This is a genomic window from Thiocapsa rosea, from assembly GCF_003634315.1.
In the GTDB taxonomy this organism is placed as follows: domain Bacteria; phylum Pseudomonadota; class Gammaproteobacteria; order Chromatiales; family Chromatiaceae; genus Thiocapsa; species Thiocapsa rosea.
In genome coordinates this window covers 221,960-239,612 of the sequence record NZ_RBXL01000001.1, presented here as the reverse complement: position 1 = coordinate 239,612, position 17,653 = coordinate 221,960, and the positions used below count along the sequence as shown (strand labels likewise).

Sequence of the window (17,653 nt, the reverse complement as noted above, 5' to 3'; positions counted from 1 at the left end):
CCTCCGGCTCCGAGCCGCCAGCCGCCAGCCGCCAGCCGCCAGCCAGGGTCGGCTTGGAGCTGCTTCCGGCCGAGGAGTCCCGCTCGGGCCGCACGCTGTCGAGCGATCAGGTCGTTCGCATCAGGTACGACTCTCTTGCTGGCGGAAATCAGGGCGCTGGCTGCGGTCGACATGCTGGAGGCTGGAGGCTGGAGGCTGGAGGCTGGAGGCTACAAATACCGCCGCCAATGCTCCGGTCGATCGTCCCGACATCCGTGCTCGATCAGCTCGTAGCGCTTGGCGAAGACCTTTTTGGTGCAGTTGCTCTCGCCCTGCGGGCAGCCGCAGTTGGCTCGGAGCGTTTCCTCGGTGTAGTAATAGAGTGCCCGTCGGACGCGGTGCATCAGACGGTTGTCCAGGTGCAGACCCAGCTCGGTGAGGGCTTCCTCGATCTCCTGGAGCGTGGTGACAAGCACGTCGTAGGACACCCGAAGCAGGATCGGTCCGGCGGGGTTGGTCTCGAGGATGCCGTCCACGTCCGTGAGGAACCGCGCCGCGGTGACGGCTTGGTGCGGGTCCGGATGGATCTCGTGGAAAGGGATCTCGCGAGACTTGATGCGGTCGACGTCTGAGATGTGCATGGTACCCTTATGCTAATCGCGGCACTCGAATTCTCAAAGCGGAAAACCGGCGGTTCGAGCATTGCTCGGTCGCGCCGGCATCTCGCTCCGGTCGGCGCTCGACGCAGAGCCGTGCGGAGCCGAGTTGTTCTGCCTCTGTGAACGCCCGGCCGGGTTTGTGCTTGAACCCATGTGACGTGCCGAGGCCATCCGTAACCCGTCATGGAACAGCGCATGACCGAAAGAGATCTTTCCGACGCGGATACTGTACTCCGGCAGGCGCCGAGTCCCGAGCGACCGGAAGCATCCGGTCCGGACCTTCATGTGGGGCGCCCGGTCGGTCTCGATATCCGGCTTCGCAGCATCCTCTTCTTCGTACTCTACAACCTGATGGGGATCTTCCACAGCCTCGCCTCGTTTGTCGTGGCCCCGTTTCAGACCTTCGAGCAGCGTTATCGGTTCGTGAACCTCTGGTCGCGAGCGACCATGTGGTTGCTGCGTCGGCTCAACGGTGTCGAGATCGAGGTCAGCGGGCTTGAGAATATCCCGCAGGGCGAGCCGGTGGTGGTCTTGGCCAATCACCAAAGTCAGTGGGAGACCTTCTACCTTCAGTTGCTCTTCACGCCTCAGGCAACCGTGCTCAAGCGCGAGCTGCTTTGGGTGCCTTTCTTCGGTTGGGCGCTCGTCCTGCTGCGACCGATTGCGATCGACCGAGGCCAGCCGGGGCAGGCTTTGAAGACGATCTTGCGAGTCGGTCAGGAGCGGCTCGCGCAGGGCATCAGCGTGGTGATCTACCCGGAAGGCACGCGCCAACCGCCGAGGCGTATGGGGCGATTCAATGCCGGCGGCGCCATGTTGGCCTGTCGTGCCGGACGACGGGTCGTCCCGATTGCCCACAATGCCGGTGACTGCTGGCCGGCGCGGTCGCTGTGGCGTTTCCCCGGCACCATCCGGGTCGCGATCGGAGAGCCGATCGATTGCTCGGGCGAGACCGCGAAAGCGGTGAACGAGAAGGCCGAGGATTGGATTCGCGCGACGCTCGAGCGCTTGTGAGGGGCGGGCGGTCGCCACATCAATGAAAAAGGCCGGGTCGCTGGAAAGCGGCCCGGCCTTGATATCGAAGATGCGACGCGGTCAGTTCGTGACCGGTACGCGCCCCTCGATAACCGCAGCGTAATAGGCGCTGGTCTCCAAGAGTGCGATCACGCGCGGATCCGCCAAGGCATGGGCGATCTGCTCCAACTCGGCGCTCGCGAATCGACCGCTCGGCGAGACGTCGCCCCGGATGCTCGCATCGGGCACGACCTCGTCGGACGACTCATGCAGCCGTGCCAGCATGTGCTCCGCCATGAGTTCGGCAGCGATCAAGCGCTGTTGCTGGTACCAATCGTGACCGGCCTGTGTTGCGAAGCTGCGTTCGTTCTCGAAGCTGCCGTCGAGACCGATTGCGAGAGGACGGGCGTCTGCGACGACGGCGGACGAGCCGACCAAAGTAGCGATCAAGAGGATCGAGGTTGATTTCATGAGTCTTTGCTCTGTCATAAATTAAGTTAATGCTAATATACTGACGAACAGAGTCTGAGTCAAGGGGTCGGGAAATGGGTGGGTCGTCAGCCTCCAGCCTCCAGCCTCCAGCCTCCAGCCTCCAGCCTCCAGCCTCCAGCTTCCAGCCTCCAGCCTCCAGCCTCCAGCTTCCAGCCTCCAGCTTCCAGCCTCCAGCCTCCAGCCTCCAGCTTCCAGCCTCCAGCTTCCAGCCTCCAGCCTCCAGCTTCCAGCCTCCAGCCTCCAGCTGTCAGCTGTCAGCTGTCAGCTGTCAGCCCAAGGCTGTGATGTGGGTAGGGGTTTTCTGCAAGTAGGCTCCAATGAGGCTAGCGAGCTGCAAGCCACTAGCATCGGCAGTCCAGCCACGGCTTCGGATGCAGGTTGAGCATCGGCTCATTCACCCATCGATCGACCGTCTCGCAAAAATACCGTTGGTCACGCCGTCAATGGTTGACGGAAGTCCGGGCGCTGATAGCCAGCTTCCAGCCTCCAGCCTCCAGCCTCCAGCCTCCAGCCTCCAGCTTCCAGCCTCCAGCCTCCAGCCTCCAGCTGTCAGCTGTCAGCCCAAGGCTGTGATGTGGGTAGGGGTTTTCTGCAAGTAGGCTCCAATGAGGCTAGCGAGCTGCAAGCCACTAGCATCGGCAGTCCAGCCACGGCTTCGGATGCAGGTTGAGCATCGGCTCATTCACCCATCGATCGACCGTCTCGCAAAAATACCGTTGGTCACGCCGTCAATGGTTGACGGAAGTCCGGGCGCTGATAGCTGATAGCTGATAGCTGATGGCTGATAGCTGATGGCTGATAGCTGATGGCTGATAGCAGGAGGCAGGAGGCAGGAGGCAGGCTGCAGGAATCAGGCGCGAGCGAGGGTCAGTCGATCGTGGCCGCCGAGATCACGTCGTGTGGTCGGCGCCTTTAAACCGATATCGGCAAGGATGCGGCACACGTCGCTGCCTTGGGCATAACCATGCTCGAGGATCAGCCAGCCGCCGGGGCGCAGGCAGCGGCGTGCATCGACTGCGATCGCTCGATAGGCATCCAGGCCGTCGCCGCCGGGGGTGAGGGCCTCGCGCGGCTCGTATCGGAGATCGCCGCGGACGAGATGCGGGTCGCCGGCCGCGACATAGGGGGGGTTGCTGACGATGGCATCCAAGCTGGCGGGCGCGAATGCGTCAGACCAGTTTGCCCTGAGCAGGGTCACGTTTCGCAGGCCGAGCCGCACCCTGTTCTCGCGAGCGACCATGAGCGCGGCGGGCGAGAGATCCGTCGCGAAGAGCTGCCATGCGGGTCGCTCGGTGGCCAAGGCGGCGGCGATGGCGCCGCTGCCGGTCCCGAGGTCGGCGATCCGCAGGGGCGCGTCGGCGAGGAGTGCCTCGAGTGCCGTCTCGACCAGGAGCTCGGTCTCGGGGCGCGGGATCAGGGTCGCGGGCGTGACGCGCAGCTCCAGGCTCCAGAACTCCTGGCGACCGCGGATGTAGGCGATGGGCTCGCCGGCTAGGCGGCGGGCGAGGAGTGCGGCGAAGCGTGCGAGGTCATCGGGTGCAACAGGGTGGTCGGGCCAGGCGAAGAGACGCGTGCGGGGCCAGCCTGTCGCTTCGGTCAGGAGCAGTTCGGCCTCCAAGCGAGGCGTGCCGTCGGGTAGGGTTGCGAGGGCGGTCGTCGCGTCCCGAAGGACGGCAGCGACGTGCAGCTCGACTGTGCGCGCCGTTCCGGGGTCTGTTGTCGAATCCGAGCCAATCCCGTCCGAGCCAGCACCCTCCGAACCGGTCCGCTGTGATGCGGCTCCGTCCGATCCGGTCTCAGCCATGCATCATCGCGGTCAGCTCCTCGGCCTGATACTCCTGAAGGAGCGGGTCGATGACCTGATCGAGCTGGCCCGTCATGATCTCGTCGAGCTTGTAGAGCGTCAGGTTGATGCGGTGGTCGGTCAGTCGGTTCTGGGGGAAGTTGTAGGTGCGGATCCGCTCGGAGCGGTCGCCGCTGCCGACCTGGAGCTTGCGCGATTGCGCCTGCTCGGAGGCTTGGGTCGCGCGTGCGCCCGAGAGCAGTCGGGCCTGGAGCAGCGACATGGCCTTCGCCCGGTTCTTGTGCTGGGAGCGTTCCTCCTGGCACTCCACGACGATCCCGGAGGGCAGGTGGGTGATGCGGATCGCCGAGTCGGTCTTGTTGACGTGCTGACCGCCTGCACCCGAGGAGCGATAGGTGTCGATGCGCAGCTCGCTCGGATTGATCGCGATGGAGTCGATCGAATCGGCCTCGGGCATGACGGCGACGGTGCAGGCGGAGGTGTGAACACGGCCTTGCGACTCGGTCTCGGGGACGCGCTGCACCCGGTGCGCACCGGGCTCGAATTTGAGACGCGAGAAGACACCGTTGCCGATGATGCGCACGATCACTTCCTTGTAGCCGCCAAGCTCGCCGGCGCTCTCCGAGATCGGCTCCACCTGCCAGCGCATCAGCTCGGCATAACGCAGGTACATTCGCAGGAGGTCTCCGGCGAAGAGTGCGGCCTCGGCTCCGCCGGTGCCGGCGCGGACCTCGAGAAAGACGTTGCGCTGGTCGTCGGGATCCGGCGGGACGAGGAGACGATAGACCTCGGGTTCGAGCTGCGCACGCCGGTCGCTCGCCGCGGCCATCTCCTCGCGCGCAAGTGCGGCCATCTCCGGATCGGCGAGCATCTCCTCGGCAGCAGCCAGGTCGAGCTCGGCGCCGCAATAGCGGTTGTAGGCGGCGATGAGGGGCTCGAGCTGGGCATACTCGCGACTTAAGTCGCGGAAGCGATTCTGATCGGACTGGGTCTCGGACTCGGCAAGCAAGGCAACCACCTCGCCGAAGCGCTCCGAGAGGCGCTCCAGCTTGCCCCGGATCGATGGATTCATTGGGTGGAGACGGCCCGGTTCGGGTCGAGCTGGAAGAGCTCGTTGGCTGCCACCAGGATCTCCGCCTCGCCCTCGCGGGCGGCTTGGCGCAAACGCGAGCTGGGCGCATGCAGCAGTTTGTTGGTCAGGGTGTGGGCGAGGTAGTTGAGGACCTCGGTCGGGGACTTGCCGGCGTCGAGCTGGCGCTGAGCGCGGGCCAGGACATCATCGCGCAGCTCTTCGGCGCGTTGGCGATAATCCTGGATGAGCCCGGCGGCATCCAGCGAGCGCAGCCACGCCATGAATTCGTCGGCGTGGAAGGCGATGATGTCCTCGGCCTGAGCAGCGGCGGCCTGGCGCGAGCGCAGGCCCTCGTCGATGACGCCCTGCAGATCGTCGATCGTGTAGAGATAGACGTCGCTGAGCTCCCGGACCTCGGGCTCGATGTCGCGCGGCACCGCGATGTCGACCATGAACATCGGGCGGTGCTTGCGCTTTTTCAGCGCGCGTTCGACCGTGCCTTTGCCGAGCACCGGCAAGGGGCTCGCGGTGGAGGCGATAACGATGTCGGCCTCGGCCAGATGGTTGCCGATCTCGGCCAGGGCGATCGCGTACCCGTCGAACTGCGAGGCCAGCTCATGGGCGCGCTCGACGGTCCGGTTGGCGACGATGATGCGGCCGATGCCGGCGCGGTGCAGGTGGCGGGCGGCCAGCTCGATGGTCTCCCCGGCGCCGATCAGGAGCGCGGTCTGTTGGGAGAGGTCGCTGAAGATCTGGCGTGCGAGATTCACCGCGGCGAAGGCGACCGAGACCGGGCTGCTGCCGATCGCGGTCTCGGTGCGGACGGTCTTGGCGACCGAGAAGGCATGCTGGAAAAGACGTCCGAGCAGCTTCCCGGTGGCGGTACAGTCCGTCGCGGTTTGGTAGGCGTTCTTCACCTGCCCCAGGATCTGAGGCTCGCCCAGGACCATGGAGTCGAGCCCGCTGCAGACGCGCAGCAGATGGGTGACGGCATCGCGTCCGATGTGGGCGTAGAGAAAAGGCCCCACCCGCTCGTGCTCGACGCCGTGGAAGCGGCTCAGCCAGTGCCGGGCCGCCTCCTCGGAGCAATCCTGCACCGCGCAGTAGATCTCGGTGCGGTTGCAGGTAGAGAGCACGACACCCTCGGCGATACCGTCGCAATTGGTGAGGTCGCGCAAGGCGCCGACGATGATGTCGGGGCCGAAGGCGAGCCGCTCGCGGACATCGACCGGCGCCGTCTTGTGATTGAGTCCGAGAACAAGCAGCTTCATAGTTCTGAGGATGTCAGGTGGTGATCCTCGCGATTGTCCGACTTTCGGGGGGCAATGAAAACCCACCGACGTGGATCTTGTGGTTTTTCGGTTGTCGGACTGAGGAACTGCTTCGCTATACTGGGCTCTCACGATCACAATCGTCGTCGGATTGGCTCTTGCCGGATCATACACATGCCACGCTCGTTTCTGCTTTTCACTCTCGGCGGGTTCTTTGCCGTCTCGGCGCTCATGTCCGCGGGTGCGTTCGCGCAGATCGCTGACCCGGCATCGCGTCCCGCGTCCAGCCCGGCATCCAGCCCCGCGTCCAGCCCGGCATCGAGCCCTCTGCAACCCGATCGATCCGTCGGAACGCCGGCCGACGACCCCGAGGTCGATGCAGCGGGTCTTGCGGACGGCTTGAGCGCCGATCAGATCTACGCCGTCTTGGTTGCCGAGATCGCCGCACGTCGCGGCGATCTGGACACCGCGTTTGCCTACTACCTGGAGGCGGCGGACCTCACGAAGGATCCCCGCCTGACCGAGCTGGCCGTGCGTGCCGCCATCACGGCGGGCAACGATGCGGCCACCGAGCAGGGTTTGCGGCGTTGGCTGGATCTGGATCCGACATCGACCGGCGCGCATCAGATGGGCGCCTTCTCCCGCATCAAGGCGAACGACCATGAAGGGGCGCTCGTGCATCTGATGCGTCTCGTGCAGCTCTCGCCCGATGATCCGGAAGCGGCATTCGGACACGCCGCCGCCATCGTTTCGCGTGCGCCGACGCCGGCGGCGCGTGTCGGACTGATGCAGGCATTGGCCGACCAGTTTCCGCAGAGTGCGTATGCGCAGCAGTCGCTCGCAATGGTGGCGGCCGGCGCGTCGCAGCTCGAGATCGCCGATGCCGCCGCGCGCCGGGCGCTCGAGCTGCGCCCGGAATGGAACACGCCGAGACTTTTTCTCGTGAGGCTGCTGATCTCCTCGGACAAGCGCGGTGAAGCACGGTCCTTGCTGGAGGAGTATCTCGCACTGAGTCCCGACGATCAGACGTTGCGGATGCTCTACGGTCAGTTCCTCGTCGAGGAAGAAGAGTTCTCCAGCGCGCGTGATGTCTTCCAGCGTCTACTGGATAATCGTCCGAAGGAGCCGGATGTCCTGTTCGCCGTCGGGATCCTGTCGTTGCAGCTCGAGGACACGGAAGGAGCGCGCATCTACTTCACGCGTCTGTATGAGACCGGGGAGCGTCGAGACGACGCGGCCTTCTATCTGGGGCAGGTCGAGGAGCGTGCCGAAAATCCCGAGGCTGCTCTCGTGTGGTACGGCAAGGTCAAGGGCACGAATTCGGTCGATGCGCAGATCCGCACGGCCTTGTTGAGCGCGAAGGGCGGCGACGTTCGACGTGCGCGCGAGATCCTCCAGCAGCTGCGCGACAGAGGACCCGACAACGCCGTTCTGCTGTATATGGTCGAGGCTGAGATCCTCGAGTCGGTCGGCCGACCGGACGAGGCGATGGCGATCTTCGACAGCGCGTTGCAGGCATTTCCGGATGACGAAAACCTGCTCTACGCGCGGGCGCTCTCGGCGGTGAAGCTCGATCGGATCGTTCTCGCCGAGCAGGACCTGAGGCGGATCATCGAGATCGATCCCGAGCATGCCGATGCCCTGAACGCACTCGGCTATACCTTGGCGGATCGCACCGACCGCTACGCCGAGGCCAAGATGTACATCGAGAAGGCTTATGCGCTCAAGCCGGACGAGCCGGCGATCCTCGACAGCATGGGCTGGGTGCATTACCGTCTCGGCAATTACGAGACCGCCCTGGATTATCTCAGGCGTGCGCTCGAGCACATGAGTGACGGGGAGATCGCGGCGCACCTCGGCGAGGTGTTGTGGGCCATGAATCGTCGCGAAGAGGCTCTCGAGGTTTGGGAGGCCGCGGCCAAGGAGCATCCGGACCACGACTATCTCAAGGAAGTGATGGGGCGACATCGCGCCTCCGGCGCCGACCCGACCCGATGAGCCAGACCCCGATGAGCGAGACGTTCATGTTCGAGCCTACCCCTGCGTCGTTTTGGCCCGCGCCCGCCAAGCTCAATCTCATGCTGCGCATCGTCGGGCGTCGGCCGGACGGTTATCATGAGCTGCAGACGGTCTTCCAGTTCATCGACCGTTGCGATCGGCTCCGGTTCGAGGTGCGCGAGGATGGACTGATCCGTCGTCTCCTCGACGTGCCGGGTGTGGCGCCGGAGGACGATCTGACCGTCCGTGCGGCCCTGACCCTCCAAGATGCGACCGGCTGCCGCCTCGGGGCGACGATCCGCTGCGAGAAGCTGCTTCCGATGGGCGGGGGGCTCGGGGGCGGTAGCTCCGACGCGGCGACCACGTTGGTTGCACTGAATCGACTCTGGTCCACCGGTCTCGACGAGGACGCCCTCGCGGAGCTCGCCTTGCCACTGGGCGCCGATGTCCCGGTCTTCGTGCGCGGATTTGCAGCTTGGGGAGAGGGTGTCGGGGAGCGACTGACACCGGTCATGTTGCCCGAGCCTTGGTACCTGGTGCTGTCTCCGCCCTGCTCGGTCTCCACGCGGGACGTGTTTATGCATCCTGAGTTGACACGGGATTCGGTGCCCGCCACACTAGCGGACTTTGTTGCCGGCGACGTCTTGAACGATTGCTTGAGTGTCGTGCGACGCGAATATGCTCCGGTGGAGGAGGCCCTTGAGTGGCTTTCGGGCTGGGGCGGTGGACGCTTGACCGGAACCGGGGCCTGTGTGTTTGCGGTCTTCGAAGATCGCTCGCAAGCGCTCCGCGCGCTTGAGCACTGTCCGCCCGCGATGCGCGCCTTCGTCGCCCGCGGGTTGAATCGATCGCCGTTGCTCGCGTACATGGACACGCTAGCCTGACCCGGTGTCGTGCCAAGCGCGTGATGTCGAGGTCCAGACCCGTTTTTTTGGGGCGTAGCCAAGCGGTAAGGCACCGGGTTTTGATCCCGGCACCCCCAGGTTCGAATCCTGGCGCCCCAGCCATACCCCGTCGGGCCACGGTCCGCATGACGTTCGCCGAGTCTCTCGAGAGCGGTCGAGACGGGACATCGGCCGATGTCGCGGAGGTCAATCGAGCGCGGAACCGCGTGTGTCCGGAGCGACCCTGCACCGGTTGAAGCCTCCCTGCACCGCGCCTGTTCACCGAAGAGTCGTCGCTTTTCTTTCGAGTCCGGGTATTGTCATCCCCCCAGCAAGACGTCAGGAAATCGCCAGTGCCTGCCAGCCATTTGATGGTTTTTTCCGGGAATGCCAATCCGGAGCTCTCGGTCGAGATCGCCGGTTATCTGAGCGTCCCGCTCGGTAAGGCCGTCGTCGGTCAGTTCAGCGACGGCGAGGTGATGGCCGAGATTCAGGAAAACGTGCGCGGGCGCGATGTCTTCGTCGTGCAGCCGACGGGGGCGCCGACGAACGATAACCTGATGGAGCTGCTGGTGATGATCGATGCCCTGCGCTGGGCGTCGGCCAAACGCATCACTGCGGTGATTCCGTATTTCGGCTATGCCCGGCAGGATCGCCGCCCCCGATCCGCGCGTGTTCCGATCACGGCGCGATTGGTCGCGAAGATGATCGGCCAATCCGGCGCCGATCGTGTTCTGACGGTCGATCTGCACGCGGATCAGATCCAGGGGTTCTTCGATATCCCGGTCGACAACGTCTATGCCTCGCCGATTCTGCTGGGTGATGTGTGGCGAAAGCGCTACGACGATCTCATGGTCGTTTCGCCGGATGTCGGCGGCGTGGTGCGTGCGCGCGCGCTCGCCAAGCGGCTCGACGATGCGGATCTCGCGATCATCGACAAGCGTCGTCCGCGGGCCAACGAGGCGAAGGTCATGAACATCATCGGCGATGTTCGGGATCGCTCCTGCGTCATCGTCGATGACTTGGTCGATACGGCCGGAACCCTCTGCAGTGCCGCCGGTGCGCTGAAAGACGCCGGCGCTTGTCGGGTTGTGGCCTATTGCACCCACGCGGTGCTCTCGGGACCGGCCGTCGACAACATCTCGGCATCCCGACTCGACGAGCTGGTGGTCACCAATACCATTCCGTTGCGTCCGGCGGCGAAGGCTTGTCCCAAGATCAGACAGTTGAGTATCGGCGAGTTGCTTGCCGAAACGATGCGTCGGGTCTCGAACGAAGAGTCCGTCAGCTCGCTGTTCGTCGACTGATGTCCATCCATTGCGGCGTTGTGATCCTGGTCGCGGGATCCGGCGCGTTTTTGTCGTCAATATCAACCGGAGAACGCCGATGAGCGTCAGTTTCGAGATCAACGCGCAGACCCGCGCACTTGCAGGAACGGGTGCGAGCCGCCGCCTGCGTCGCACGGGGCAGGTGCCCGCCATCGTCTACGGTGGTCATCAGGAGCCCGAGATGGTCTCGGTCGGCCATAACGAGCTGCTCAAGCACCTGGAGAACGAAGCGTTTTACTCGCATGTTCTCGATCTGAAGATCGGCGAGCGCTCGGTGAAGGTCGTCTTGAAAGACCTCCAGCGCCATCCCGCCAAACCCTTCGTGCAGCATGTGGACTTTCTGCGGATCACGCAGGACGAGAAGCTGCGCATGAGCGTGCCTTTGCATTTCATCAACGAGGACCGCTCCAAGGGCATCAAGATGGGCGGACAGGTGTCCCACAACATCACCGAGCTCGAGATCGTCTGCCTGCCGAAGGATCTCCCGGAGTTCATCGTCGTCGACATGGGCGATACGGATATCGGCCAGATCATCCATCTCTCGGAGATCCAGATGCCCGAGGGTGTGAGTCTTGCCCATACCCCCGATTCGGACGAGGCGGTCGCTATGATTTACGGCCCGCGCGGTGGCGGAGACGACGAGACGGAGGAGGAAGAGGAAGGCGCCTGACATCACCGGACGCCCGACGCGACCGACGACCGTGCCGACGCTCTCCTCTGAAAGACGCTTTTTCGGCGCCGACTGGGTGCTCGATGGTCGCTTCTGCGGCCGTCGGTGCCCGTGTCGAGCGTCGGTCGGCGGTGTCCGGTGAGTGATCCCGCCGGCATCCGTCTGATCGTCGGTCTCGGCAATCCCGGCGAGCAGTACGAGGCGACACGTCACAACGTCGGCTTTTGGCTTGTCGATCGGATCGCCGAAGATTTCCGTGAGACGTTCCGCGCCGAGTCCAAGTTCTTCGGCCAGCTCGCCCGAATTCGCGTCACCGGCGCGGATCTGCGTCTGCTCAAACCATCGACCTACATGAACCGCAGCGGTCAATCGATCGCCGCGGTTGCCCGCTTCTATTCCATTCCTCCCGAGCAGATCCTCGTTGCTCACGACGAGCTCGACCACCCCGTCGGCCAGGTACGCCTCAAGCAGGGCGGCGGTCACGCCGGGCACAACGGGCTGCGTGATACCATCGCCGCGCTCGGGGGCAGTCGTGATTTTTGGCGTCTGCGGATCGGGATCGCCCATCCGGGCGACCGCACCCTGGTGACCGGCTATGTTCTCGGGCGTCCGTCCAAGGACGATGCAGAGCAGATCAACACAGCCCTTGCCGATGCCGAGCGGATCCTCGACGACCTCGTTGCCGGTCGCTTTCAGATCGCCATGAATCGTCTCCATTCCCAACGGAGCGATTGAACGGCGTTCGGTTCACATGCCCAGTTCGCGCGGGCACTTGACCCCGCATGAACCGAGCCAGTGAAAGCCACGCCTGAAATCCTTTAAGATCTTGATTTTTATTTCCTAAACCGCGTCAGCGACAGCGTCGATCGATGTCGGCCGAGTTTGAATCGTCCTCACGCGTCGATCGTTGATTCCGGACGCGGTTTAGCGGAGTTTGACAAATCGCAATCCCGAGCCGAGTATTCCGCTTGATCTCCGTGATCGCCGCGTGTCTCGGCCCTTTCCGCACAAGTGCCTCACCGCGCCTTCCGAAAATATCCCGTCGAATGATGCCGTATTCGGGATCGGGCAATCGCTCGCACTGAATCCGAAGTCCTCCGACCGGTCGGTGGGCGAGGTCGTCTCCGCGGTCTTCAATGACGGCACAACTCCGCATTCGACCATCCGTCGATCCCGGTTTTGGCGCGCCCGTCGAACGGGGCTCGACCCTCTCAACGACAAAATTAGCCGTTCAAGCGGCATGACGACTGGAGGACTTTTCGCACATGAACAGAACAGTGAAGTGGCCGTTGACGGCCGCGGTGATTGCGTGCGCATCCATGCCGACACTGGCATTGGCCACCAACGGATATTTCTCGCACGGCTGGGGCACCAAATCCAAGGCGATGGCGGGTGTCGCCACGGCGTTGCCGCAGGACACGCTTGTCACGGCCACGAACCCTGCCGGAATGGCATTCGTCGGGACCTCGCTCGATGTGGGATTGGCGTTCTTCAGTCCATCGCCACGGGGCTACCAAGCCAACAACGACTTCTCCGTCGATGCCGCCTCTGGATTTCCGAGCGGTCCTTTTATTACGCCTGGACGATACGACAGCGAAGGGGATTGGTTCCTGATCCCGAGCTTCGGTTTCAATTACGAGCTGGATGAAAGAAGTACGATTGGCTTTGCCGTCTTCGGCAACGGCGGCATGAACACCGATTATCGGGATCGTCCGGTTTGGGAGAACTTCGCCGCGGCACCCAATCAGCTTGCGATCGGGTCTGGCATGACGCCTCCTCCCGGCACCATCGCCAGCCCGGGCGGTCTTCTGTTCACACAGACCAATCCGCCGATGCCCGTGACGGATCCGAACATGCCCCCGCCGCCGAACGGCAACAACGCCAACCCCGGTGGATTTCTGACCGCGACCGGCTCGACCGGCGTCAATCTCGAGCAATTGTTCATCGAGATCCCCTACACCTATAAATTCGCCGGCGGCAAGCAATCGCTCGGCATCGCTCCCGTTTTTGCGATGCAAAGTATCGAGGTCAAAGGGCTTCAGCCGTTCCGTGCGGCCTCCTTGTACCCGGACAAGGTCTCCAACAACGGGACCGACTGGTCATACGGCGCCGGTCTGCACCTCGGATGGTATGGCGAGATCAATGACCAGCTGGCGTTCGGGATGTCGTATCGAACCAAGATGTGGATGTCGGAGTTCGACGACTATAAGGGTCTGTTCGCCAATGCGGGCGAGTTCGATATCCCTGCAATGTTGAACATCGGCGTCGCGTTCAAGGCGCGGCCGGACCTGACGCTTGCGTTCGACTACGAACGCATCTTCTACGGCGAAGTCCCGTCGATTTCCAATTCGAACGACAACGACATCTCGCCCTGTTTCACCTCGAACCCTAAACCCGCGTTCTGTCTGGGCGGAAATGACGGACTCGGGTTTGGATGGGACAGCATGGACGTCTTCAAGGTGGGCGTGCGCTACGACCACGACGAGAAGCTGAGTCTAATGGGCGGCGTGAGTTACAACAGCGAGTTCGCCTCCGGTCGGCAGGCCCTTCTAAACGTCATGGCGCCCGCGACCATTCGTTGGCACCTGACCCTGGGAGCGTCCTATCGCTTTACGGAAAAGGATGAGTTTGCAATCGCCTTTTCCTACATGCCCGAGGAAGAGTTGAGCGGCACGAGCCCCAGCATCACTCAAGCGCAAACGGGATCCATTTACATGGAGCAGATGGATATCCAGATCGGTTGGAATCACCGTTTTTAAACCGCGCCCGGTGCGGTATGTCTCGTTTGTTGGATTGGATTGACCGCGCCGGCTCCGACAACTGTCGGAGCCGGCGCGGTTTAAAGTGAGTCGGCGAAGGGCGTCCGGCGTGCAGGGGGAGCCTCGTTTCGGGCGAGCGGGGCTCGGCTCGAAGCCGATGACCCGCAGGCCCTACGCGTCCAATCGGGGTGTGGTGCTACTGAGCCGTCATCGGCAAGCGGCCGATCGAGATATAGGTGAGTCCGGTTGCGGTCGCGAGATGTCCGTCGAGGATGTTGCGACCGTCGAAGATCACGCCGGCCTTGAGTGTGTCCTTGATCTTCCGGAAATCCGGGCTCCGAAACTGCGCCCACTCGGTCAGAACGGCAAGTGCGTCCGCACCCTCCAATGCCGATACGGCATCCTCGACCAGCGCCAAGTCGGCCCGCTCGCCGTAGATGCGCTGTGTCTCCGGCATGGAAACCGGGTCGAATGCCTGAACCTTCGCCCCTGCCTCCCAAAGCGATTCCATCAAGACGCGACTCGATGCCTCGCGCATGTCGTCGGTATTGGGCTTGAACGAAAGACCCCAAACGGCGATGGTGCGGCCCTGCAGGTCGCCGTTGAAGTGCGCATGGATCTTTTTGAACAGCAGATCCTTCTGCCGGAAGTTCACGGCCTCGACGGCATGCAGCAGCTGAGGGTCGTATCCCAAGCTGCGCGCGGTGCGCTCGAGCGCGCGCACGTCCTTCGGAAAACAGGAGCCGCCGTAGCCGCAGCCGGGGTAGATGAACTGATAGCCGATACGCGGATCCGAGCCGATGCCGACGCGGACCTTTTCGATGTCGGCGCCGACCGCTTCGGCGATGTTCGACAGCTCGTTCATGAAGCTGATCTTGGTCGCCAGCATGGCGTTGGCCGCATATTTGGTCAGCTCGGCCGAGCGCACGTCCATCAGCATGACGCGGTCGTGGCTGCGATTGAAGGGGGCGTAGAGCGCGCGCAGCAGTTCGCCGGTGCGCGGGTTGTCCGTGCCGACGATGATGCGATCCGGGCGCATGAAGTCCTCGATCGCTGCGCCTTCCTTCAGGAACTCGGGATTGGACACCACGTCGAACTCCACCGCCGCGCCGCGCGCGGCCTGTGCATCGCGAACGGCGGCAGCCACCTTGTCGGCGGTCCCGACGGGCACGGTCGACTTGTTCACCAGGATTCGGTACGCGTCCATGTGCTCGCCGATGCTGCGTGCGACCGCGAGGACGTACTGAAGATCGGCCGAGCCGTCCTCGTCCGGCGGCGTGCCGACCGCGATAAACTGAAACAGTCCATGCCGCACCCCTTCCTCGGCATCGGTCGAGAAGGTCAGTCGGCCGGCCTCGCGGTTCTGCTTGATCAGCTCGTCGAGTCCGGGCTCGTAGATGGGCACGCCGCCGCTGTTGAGGAGCGCGATCTTGGCGGGATCCACATCAATGCAGAGAACGCGATTGCCGACCTCCGCCAAGCAGACGCCAGTAACCAGTCCAACGTAACCGCTGCCAAAAATCGTAACGTCCATTCTTTGTTGTCTCCGGGCGTTTTCAGTCGGGTCTACAGGAATCGGGGTGGCCGTCCGGGTATGTGTGGCGCCGTTGCGTTCAGTGAGGCGCGCCGCTCCCGGCTCGTTCGCCGATTGTATACCGAGCGCGCGTGCGCGCGGTTCATGCCGAGCGCGGCCCGGCCGCCCTGCGCGCAATCGTCCCAGCAGTTCTAAATTTAAGACCATTATGTTATGAGGGACTCCTAAGAAGCTACTGGAGAGTCCTTTGGTCCTCAAGCCTGCCGTTGCCCAGAGTGATCCTGCGCCGGACGTGTTCTCGGTCACCGGCTTGGTGAAGCGGATTCGCGAGGCCTTGTTTGATTTGCCTGATCACCGTAAGGGCGGCAACAACCAGTCTTATGCCATCGGCGACGCTGCGCTGAGTGCCTTCTCGGCGTTTTTCCTGCAGAGTCCGTCGTTTCTGGATTACCAGCGGCGCATGCAGAAAGAGCACGGGGAGAACAACGCCAGCTCGCTGTTCGGAGTGCATCAGATCCCGAGCACGCAGCAGATCGGCAATCTGCTCGACCCGGTCTCGGCGGATCATCTCGCGCCGGTGTTCTTCGAACTCATCGAGGCGCTGCATCGGCACGGCGCCTTGGCATCGCACCGCGGCGTCGACGCACGCCTGCTGATTGCGCTCGACGGGACTCAGTACCACTGTTCCGAGTCGATCCACTGCGAGCACTGCTCTACGCGCACGCTGAGTAACGGCAAGACTCAGTATTACCATGTTGCCGTCACACCGGTGATCGTCGCCCCGGGGCAAGCGCAGGTCTTTGCCTTGCCACCGGCATTCGTGCGCCCGCAAGACGGGCAGGCCAAGCAGGACTGCGAGCTCAATGCTGCAACGCGGTGGCTGCTGCAGTGGGGTGCACGTATCGCGCCGTGGCGCACCACAATGCTGGGCGACGATCTGTACTGTCATCAGCCGTTCTGCGAGCAGGTGCTCGCGCTGGGCTGTGCGTTTTTGTTCGTCTGCCTGCCACCGTCGCACACGCTGCTGTATGAATGGGTTGCGGACTTCGAGCGCATCGGCGCGGTGCCGACCCTGGTGAACACATGCTGGACGGGCAAGCAGCGCCTCACCGAGACCTATCGCTGGCTCAATGATCTGCCGCTGCGCGACGGTGATGATGCCCTGAAGGTCGGTTGGTGCGAGCTGACGACCACCGATGCCGCGGGCAATGTGCTCTACCGCAACGCCTGGGCCAGCTCCGTGCCGGTCACCCGGGAGAACGTCGTCGAACTCGTCGCCGACGGGCGCAGCCGCTGGAAGATCGAGAACGAGAACAACAATACCCTCAAGACCAAGGGCTACAACTTCGAGCACAACTACAGCCACGGCAAACAGCACCTGTCCTCGCTGCTGGCAAGCCTGATGCTGCTGGCCTTCCTCACCCACAGCGTGCTCGATCTGCTCGACCAACGCTATCGCGCAATCCGCCGGAACCTACCCTCGCGGCGCACCTTCTTCGAACATCTGCGCGCGCTCACCTTGTACATGCCCTTTACCTCCTGGGATCACCTCTTCGACTTCATGCTGGAGGCCCTGCAGCCCGCGAGGCCGCCACCCAAGCGTCGATCGCCCGGACAACGGCGGCAAATTTAGAATTGCTGGCAATCGTCCACGCCGGCTTGACGCAGGCGTTTCAGCCCCATATACTGCGTCGCTCTTTAAGGAGGGGTTCCCGAGCGGTCAAAGGGATCAGACTGTAAATCTGACGGCTCAGCCTTCGGAGGTTCGAATCCTCCCCCCTCCACCAGATTGAAGGCCGCAGAGGCGTCTTTGCGGTACGTCTTTCCGGGCTTGGCGCGCGCAGAGAGCATGCTCCCAAGGCGCGATGGGACATCGTCCGCCGGCTCGGCTGCGATCGCCCTATAGCCCCGTGGTTCGGCGTGAAAACGCTGCGGGTGTAGTTCAATGGTAGAACCTCAGCCTTCCAAGCTGATGGTGTGGGTTCGATTCCCATCACCCGCTCCATTGATAACGTGTACTTTGCGATCGCCCATGTAGCTCAGTTGGTAGAGCACACCCTTGGTAAGGGTGAGGTCACCGGTTCGACTCCGGTCATGGGCTCCATTTTCGTTTTTCGAGATTCAGTCGTCGATCTTGGATCGTCGTAGCAGTAGCGTCCAGCGCGACTTGTCGATTTGAACCATGCGGG

Annotated in this window: 13 protein-coding genes, 4 tRNA genes and 1 pseudogene; 12 read left to right on the top strand and 6 right to left on the bottom strand. The window is 63.3% G+C overall.

Going from position 1 to position 17,653, the window contains the following annotated elements:
• Positions 1-209: 209 nt before the first annotated feature.
• Entirely contained in the window at positions 210-620 is a 411-nt protein-coding gene (locus BDD21_RS01105) for a hypothetical protein (protein WP_120795575.1), read from the bottom strand.
• 213 nt (positions 621-833) lie between these two features.
• Here BDD21_RS01105 and BDD21_RS01100 point away from each other — a divergent pair, with 213 nt between their 5' ends.
• On the top strand, positions 834-1,652 hold the full coding sequence (locus BDD21_RS01100; RefSeq protein ID WP_245969352.1) for a lysophospholipid acyltransferase family protein: 819 nt from the start codon (positions 834-836) through the stop codon (positions 1,650-1,652).
• 81 nt (positions 1,653-1,733) lie between these two features.
• Here BDD21_RS01100 and BDD21_RS01095 read toward each other — a convergent pair whose 3' ends face one another.
• From BDD21_RS01095 to hemA, 4 genes are all read right to left on the bottom strand, one after another.
• Positions 1,734-2,123: a hypothetical protein gene (locus BDD21_RS01095; protein ID WP_120795573.1), complete on the bottom strand. Its 390-nt coding sequence runs from the start codon at positions 2,121-2,123 to the stop codon at positions 1,734-1,736.
• A gap of 871 nt (positions 2,124-2,994) precedes the next feature.
• A complete protein-coding gene (prmC, locus tag BDD21_RS01080; RefSeq protein WP_120795572.1) occupies positions 2,995-3,948 on the bottom strand; it encodes a peptide chain release factor N(5)-glutamine methyltransferase in 954 nt (317 codons plus the stop codon).
• Positions 3,941-5,020, bottom strand: a complete 1,080-nt coding sequence (gene prfA / locus BDD21_RS01075; RefSeq protein WP_120795571.1) for a peptide chain release factor 1 — start codon at positions 5,018-5,020, stop codon at positions 3,941-3,943. The genes prmC and prfA overlap by 8 nt, the downstream gene beginning before the upstream one ends.
• The gene (hemA, locus tag BDD21_RS01070; RefSeq protein WP_120795570.1) at positions 5,017-6,291 is read right to left on the bottom strand and encodes a glutamyl-tRNA reductase; all 1,275 of its coding nucleotides are present in this window, start codon (positions 6,289-6,291) and stop codon (positions 5,017-5,019) included. Before hemA ends, prfA begins: the two co-directional genes overlap by 4 nt.
• 174 nt (positions 6,292-6,465) lie before the next feature.
• Between hemA and BDD21_RS01065 the strand changes: the two genes are divergently transcribed.
• From BDD21_RS01065 to BDD21_RS01035, 7 genes are all read left to right on the top strand, one after another.
• Positions 6,466-8,289, top strand: coding sequence for a tetratricopeptide repeat protein (locus BDD21_RS01065; RefSeq protein WP_120795569.1), 1,824 nt, complete (start codon positions 6,466-6,468; stop codon positions 8,287-8,289).
• A gap of 11 nt (positions 8,290-8,300) precedes the next feature.
• Positions 8,301-9,173 (top strand): 4-(cytidine 5'-diphospho)-2-C-methyl-D-erythritol kinase, encoded by an 873-nt coding sequence (ispE, locus tag BDD21_RS01060; protein WP_120799672.1) that lies wholly within the window; start codon positions 8,301-8,303, stop codon positions 9,171-9,173.
• Positions 9,174-9,221: 48 nt separating this feature from the next.
• Positions 9,222-9,296, top strand: a tRNA-Gln gene (locus BDD21_RS01055).
• 230 nt (positions 9,297-9,526) lie between these two features.
• Positions 9,527-10,480, top strand: coding sequence for a ribose-phosphate diphosphokinase (locus BDD21_RS01050; protein ID WP_120795568.1), 954 nt, complete (start codon positions 9,527-9,529; stop codon positions 10,478-10,480).
• 79 nt (positions 10,481-10,559) lie between these two features.
• On the top strand, positions 10,560-11,171 hold the full coding sequence (locus tag BDD21_RS01045; RefSeq protein WP_120795567.1) for a 50S ribosomal protein L25/general stress protein Ctc: 612 nt from the start codon (positions 10,560-10,562) through the stop codon (positions 11,169-11,171).
• A 138-nt stretch (positions 11,172-11,309) separates the two neighbouring features.
• Positions 11,310-11,906 carry an aminoacyl-tRNA hydrolase gene (pth, locus tag BDD21_RS01040; protein WP_120795566.1) on the top strand — a complete coding sequence of 199 codons (597 nt, stop codon included), beginning with the start codon at positions 11,310-11,312 and terminating at the stop codon, positions 11,904-11,906.
• A gap of 530 nt (positions 11,907-12,436) precedes the next feature.
• Entirely contained in the window at positions 12,437-13,930 is a 1,494-nt protein-coding gene (locus BDD21_RS01035; protein ID WP_120795565.1) for an OmpP1/FadL family transporter, read from the top strand.
• A 196-nt stretch (positions 13,931-14,126) separates the two neighbouring features.
• On the opposite strand, the gene BDD21_RS01030 is transcribed toward BDD21_RS01035, so the two are convergent.
• Positions 14,127-15,464 (bottom strand): UDP-glucose dehydrogenase family protein, encoded by a 1,338-nt coding sequence (locus BDD21_RS01030; protein WP_120795564.1) that lies wholly within the window; start codon positions 15,462-15,464, stop codon positions 14,127-14,129.
• 310 nt (positions 15,465-15,774) lie between these two features.
• Between BDD21_RS01030 and BDD21_RS01025 the strand changes: the two are divergent.
• From BDD21_RS01025 to BDD21_RS01010, 4 genes and pseudogenes are all read left to right on the top strand, one after another.
• A pseudogene (locus tag BDD21_RS01025) lies at positions 15,775-16,983 on the top strand (ISNCY family transposase); the annotation flags it as partial.
• A gap of 183 nt (positions 16,984-17,166) precedes the next feature.
• Positions 17,167-17,251: transfer RNA gene (locus tag BDD21_RS01020), tRNA-Tyr, on the top strand.
• Between the two features lie 144 nt (positions 17,252-17,395).
• Positions 17,396-17,469, top strand: a tRNA-Gly gene (locus BDD21_RS01015).
• A gap of 23 nt (positions 17,470-17,492) precedes the next feature.
• A tRNA-Thr gene (locus BDD21_RS01010) sits at positions 17,493-17,568 on the top strand.
• The last annotated feature ends 85 nt before the right edge of the window (positions 17,569-17,653 follow it).